Source organism: Gordonia otitidis NBRC 100426, assembly GCF_000248075.1.
Classification (GTDB): domain Bacteria; phylum Actinomycetota; class Actinomycetes; order Mycobacteriales; family Mycobacteriaceae; genus Gordonia; species Gordonia otitidis.
Window position 1 is genome coordinate 1 of record NZ_BAFB01000074.1, and the last position, 4,110, is coordinate 4,110.

Below are 4,110 nucleotides of genomic sequence, written 5' to 3' on the forward strand. Positions count from 1 at the left end.
GGGTCCGTCGAGGTTTCGCGCACCGTGTGTGCGCTTCGTGAGGCAGAGCTGGGCAGTCGCGGATCCGACCATGCCCACCGCCAGCGGCCAGAGTTCACGGTTCCGAGGATCTGTGCGTCGCAGCGCAACGTCGAGAGTCCTGTGAGGGTTATGTTGTTCGGGTACTCGTAGGCCCATGTGGTGTGTGCGCCGCACACGTTGAGCAAGTACATCTGGTGTTCGAGGCTGAATATGTTGATGTCGTCGTCGCTGTACACAGCTGGGGTGGGTGTGCTCATCGGCTTGTCTCCCGTCGGCCGGCCGCGGCAAGTTCAGCCCAGGCCGCGTAGGCGGAGTTGACGTCGTTGCGGTCAGTGGCGACCACGATCAGCACTGAATGGCGGATCGCGGTTGCGAGGTGCGGGGAGATTGACACGTCGTCAGGTAGAGGAATATGTGCGGCGTCAGGGGGGAAGCACGCGGCGGAGTTGAAGCCGAAATCGGAGAGCACTTCTGCGGGTGCGGTTTCGGTGCTGTCGAGGATCAGTACGCGTGCACCGATATCTGAGGCTGCATCCGCTACCGCGTTGACGTGCTTGGGCAGGATGTAGCCGGTGAGGCTGGGTGACACGAAGGCGCCGTCGTTTCCGCCTTGGCCGCCGTCGATGTTGACGATTACAAGGTCGGTGGAGGTGCAGAAGTTGGCGATGGCGTCGGTGTCAATGGGAAAGTCGCGCGGGGTGCGTGCGCGGTCGCGTTCTGTCCGTGCGAGCCACTTAGCTTGCTGTGCTGCCAACTGCCTCATGCTGGTGGCGCTGACGGTCGTCGCGCTCGTGCGCGCAGCAGCCCATGTCAGGACCATCACTGCCAGGCCCGCGTACGCCCAGTTGGGTGGCGTATCAGTAAGCGCGAAAGTGGCGACTGATACGACAGCAACCACCACATAGGCTGCGATGACGATGCGCCACAGGTGCCATCGTGCGCGGTGACGCCGACGGATGAACATGCTGGTCAGCCAGTACACAGATATAGCTACTAGGAACAGGGTTCGGATCGCAGCTTCTGACAAGCTATGCACGTTGTACCCACCCCCACTGCTGGATTAGTTCGGTGCCGGATTCGGTGGCTTCACGCTGCAGGCCGACGTCAAGAGCGATCAACGTTTCCCGCATTCCTATGGGTGGATGTTGTTCCACCACAGCGACTTCCGGGATGGAGCATTCGACGACTGCGGGTTGCTGGTAGCGGACTATGCCCGATACCGCCAGCGCTTCGTCTCTCGGTTTCGTTCCGCGGGTGATGGTCACCTTGCCTGCGGCAACTCGGGCGACGAGACGCCCCTGGTCGACGGTGATGTTGGCTGACACACCGTCTTTCACGTCGACGTGGGTGACACTGTTCCGCAGGGTGAGTCTGGCTTGCCCGTGCCCGAGCAGGAGGTATCGGTAGTGCCCCGACACCGCAACAATCTCGACGATGCCGTTGGGGTGGGTGGCGACCGGGATTGTGTCGATGCGCGACCGCCGGAGTGATCGGGTGCTGTAGGCGCGTGCAGTCACCAACAGATGCACGCCGTCGAGGATTGTGGGATCTCCGAGCGCGGCGCGCAGACCGGCCAACGTCACCGGTTCAGCTGAGCATCGTTGCAGCGCCATCGGCTACACCCCTGCCGTCGAGCAGTCCGCGGCGGGGCCTTCTGCGCTGACGTGCAGTTGTCCGTCCACGTGCACGGCACAGTTGGAGGTGTTTCCGGGCGATTGCGTTACGCGCAGTGTGATCGGGGCGTTCGCGTCGGTGTCGTAGCTGTATCGCCAGCCACGCAACACAGTTCCTCGAGCAATGCGTGTGAGGCTGGTGGCGGTGCTGTAGGTGATGTCGCCGGTGCCGGTGCCGGTGACATCAAGCTGCACTGTCACGAGTGCGGCTGGGGCGATGTCGCTGTGTGTTGGTGTTCGGTCAGCTTCGGCAGGTCGCGAGCATGCTGTGGTCGAGACGACAGCCAGCGCAACGCTGGTGCCGACGCACAGCTTGGCGGCAGAACCAATTCTCACCGGCACACCGTACGAAACGGGTTTCATCGCGCACCGATGTTCGGGTGGGTGGTCCGGCCAAAACTGGTTCGCATAATGGTGTGCATGGATCGGTTCAATTACGTGATGCCCGACTGGCTGTCGCAGCTGCTGGACACAAAGATCGAGATCTCGTCGATGGGTGCCCTGCTGGGAACGCTCAGTGACGTCGCCGAGGTTTGCCTGGCTGGTGGTGGGATGCTGCGTAAACGTGGCGCCGACCACGAGGACATCAGTGTTGAGCAGCTGCGGGGGTTGACACGGTATGCGGCGAATCAGATGACGTTCATGGGTAGCCGTTCGTCCGCCGAATGGGCGGAGGCCGGGGTGGGCCCTAACGAAGTGGTGATCCATTCCGAGTGGCTTGCCGATGTTGCGGAGGCGGCGCGGACGTTGTCGTACAACGTCGGCCAGTTCGACAAGTTCCCGGTGCCGGTCGTGTTCGACACCGCTGACGCGTTCCGCCAGCACCTTGACGAGCAGGCCAGTTTCGCTGCCAGATTCCACGATCATGTGGTTTCCGAAGCGCTGGCCGCGGAGCAAGCTGCTGGTCAATCCGCGCCCCGTGTCGCCGACAGCAGTTCGTGAATCAGGTTCGCTTCGTCGAGAGCCACGTGCGTCGCTGATGCCGGCAACTGTGCTGGTGTGTTCCCTGTAGGCGTAAACCACACGACACGTACCCCTGTGCTGGCGAGGTGGTCGACGTCTGTGTCGATCGCGGGTCCTTGGAGTGCACCATCAGAGATGATGGCTAAGGTCCGTGCCGTGTTCGGTTGCCTGCTCGACCATTTCGAGTAGTCGGCCAACGCGAAAGGCAGAGCAGAGCTTCCCCTCCCCTCGTCTGGCACCACAACGCTGTGCATGTCACTGGTGGGGATGATCTCTGCGAAGTCGGAGAACCCCCACAGGCAGCTGCGGCCACGCCCCGAAGAGGTCAACGCCTGGCTGATGATCCACGCGACGCCTGCGACGTGGTCGAGGTGATGGCGCATAGAGTGGGAGCGGTCAATGATGACACCGACTTCGATCGGTGTTGTGGGCATGTCTTCGACGTGTAGACGCGTCCAGGGACGTGCGGTCACTTGTAAACCCATGTCGAGTTGGGCGTGAGCGCGCACCAGTTCCGGCATATGCAGTCGGCCCGGCGGCGCCGCCGCCGCGCGGCCCCTGACAACAGATCTGGGTGTGGTGGGGCCGGTCAACCACGACCCGACGTGAATGGCTTGCCGTACTTCGTCGTTGGTTGGTGGTCGGAGAGTCGTGGAGATCGTGCCGATCGGCGACACCATCGCCGTGTGCTCATCTGCAGGCCCGGTGGTGGCTCCCCGATGTGACTGCATCCCCGCCTCGGGTGAGGTGTCGGCGGGCGGGTGTGGCGGCGGGCTGCTGTGGTCGTTGTCTACTGGCTGAGCATGGCTGTGGCCGTGCCCGCCGGGCGGTGGGACATCGTTGCCGCCCGTCGTGCGGTCAACGATGTCGGCGATCGTGGAGGCATGAGTGAGGAGGCTGTCGAGGTCGGTGTCGGCGACGGTGGTTGCTGCGGTGATAGCGGCCTCGAGGTGCTGCATATCTTCTTGGTCGGCGAACCAGCCGGCGCAACAGGTGATGAGGTCGCCGGCGAAATCTGCTGCGGCGACGCCAGCAGCGATCCGCCCGAAGGTGAGGATGAGTGCTTCGGCCGCTTCGGCGGCATCTCGGGGGGCCTGTGTGGGTGTCGCCATGACGGCTGACGACTGCAACCATTCGGCGGCGTCAGGGTGTGCGGTGAGCATGGCCCTCTCGATGCGAGGTTCCTCGAGGCAGTCCACCCATCCTGCGAGCCTGGCCGGCACACCCCGACGTGGTGTGTGCTCGGCGTGGCCGATCTCGTGCAGCAGCACACCGCGAATGCGTGGGCTGGTCAGGTCCATGTCGGTGAAGGCTGCTGCGTTGATGGTGACTGATGCGGTCGACAGCTGGAAGTGGCCGGGCGGTGCGTCGGGGTCGTTGACGCAATGCACGACGAGATCGCGGCGGCAGGTCAGTGCTGCGGCCATCGATGTCAGTGCTGCGGCGGTGGCCG

The 4,110-nt window shown here is 63.5% G+C and carries 6 protein-coding genes; 1 reads left to right on the forward strand and 5 read right to left on the reverse strand.

Annotated features, from left to right (window positions below):
- The 4 genes from GOOTI_RS06895 to GOOTI_RS06910 all read right to left on the reverse strand — a co-directional run.
- A partial coding sequence (locus GOOTI_RS06895) for a DUF6882 domain-containing protein (protein ID WP_007237847.1) occupies window positions 1-278 on the reverse strand: 278 nt, incomplete at its 3' end.
- Window positions 275-1,048 carry a hypothetical protein gene (locus tag GOOTI_RS06900; RefSeq protein WP_138985199.1) on the reverse strand — a complete coding sequence of 258 codons (774 nt, stop codon included), beginning with the start codon at window positions 1,046-1,048 and terminating at the stop codon, window positions 275-277. The genes GOOTI_RS06895 and GOOTI_RS06900, both read right to left, overlap by 4 nt.
- A gap of 1 nt (window position 1,049) precedes the next feature.
- Window positions 1,050-1,634 carry a hypothetical protein gene (locus GOOTI_RS06905; RefSeq protein WP_007237849.1) on the reverse strand — a complete coding sequence of 195 codons (585 nt, stop codon included), beginning with the start codon at window positions 1,632-1,634 and terminating at the stop codon, window positions 1,050-1,052.
- 3 nt (window positions 1,635-1,637) lie between these two features.
- Window positions 1,638-2,030 (reverse strand): hypothetical protein, encoded by a 393-nt coding sequence (locus tag GOOTI_RS06910; RefSeq protein WP_138985200.1) that lies wholly within the window; start codon window positions 2,028-2,030, stop codon window positions 1,638-1,640.
- A 105-nt stretch (window positions 2,031-2,135) separates the two neighbouring features.
- On the opposite strand from GOOTI_RS06910, the gene GOOTI_RS06915 reads away from it, so the two are divergent.
- Complete coding sequence (locus GOOTI_RS06915; protein WP_138985201.1) at window positions 2,136-2,636, forward strand: hypothetical protein; 501 nt, start codon at window positions 2,136-2,138, stop codon at window positions 2,634-2,636.
- On the opposite strand, the gene GOOTI_RS06920 is transcribed toward GOOTI_RS06915, so the two are convergent.
- Window positions 2,600-4,110, reverse strand: a 1,511-nt coding sequence (locus GOOTI_RS06920) for a hypothetical protein (RefSeq protein ID WP_007237852.1), incomplete at its 5' end; no start/stop codon positions are given. The two genes, GOOTI_RS06915 and GOOTI_RS06920, sit on opposite strands and share 37 nt — an antisense overlap.

Excerpts from the sequence above, each read along its gene's own strand:
- GOOTI_RS06905 (WP_007237849.1), bottom strand. The coding sequence starts at position 1,634 with ATGGCGCTGCAACGATGCTCAGCTGAACCGGTGACGTTGGCCGGTCTG.
- GOOTI_RS06915 (WP_138985201.1), top strand. The coding sequence starts at position 2,136 with ATGCCCGACTGGCTGTCGCAGCTGCTGGACACAAAGATCGAGATCTCG.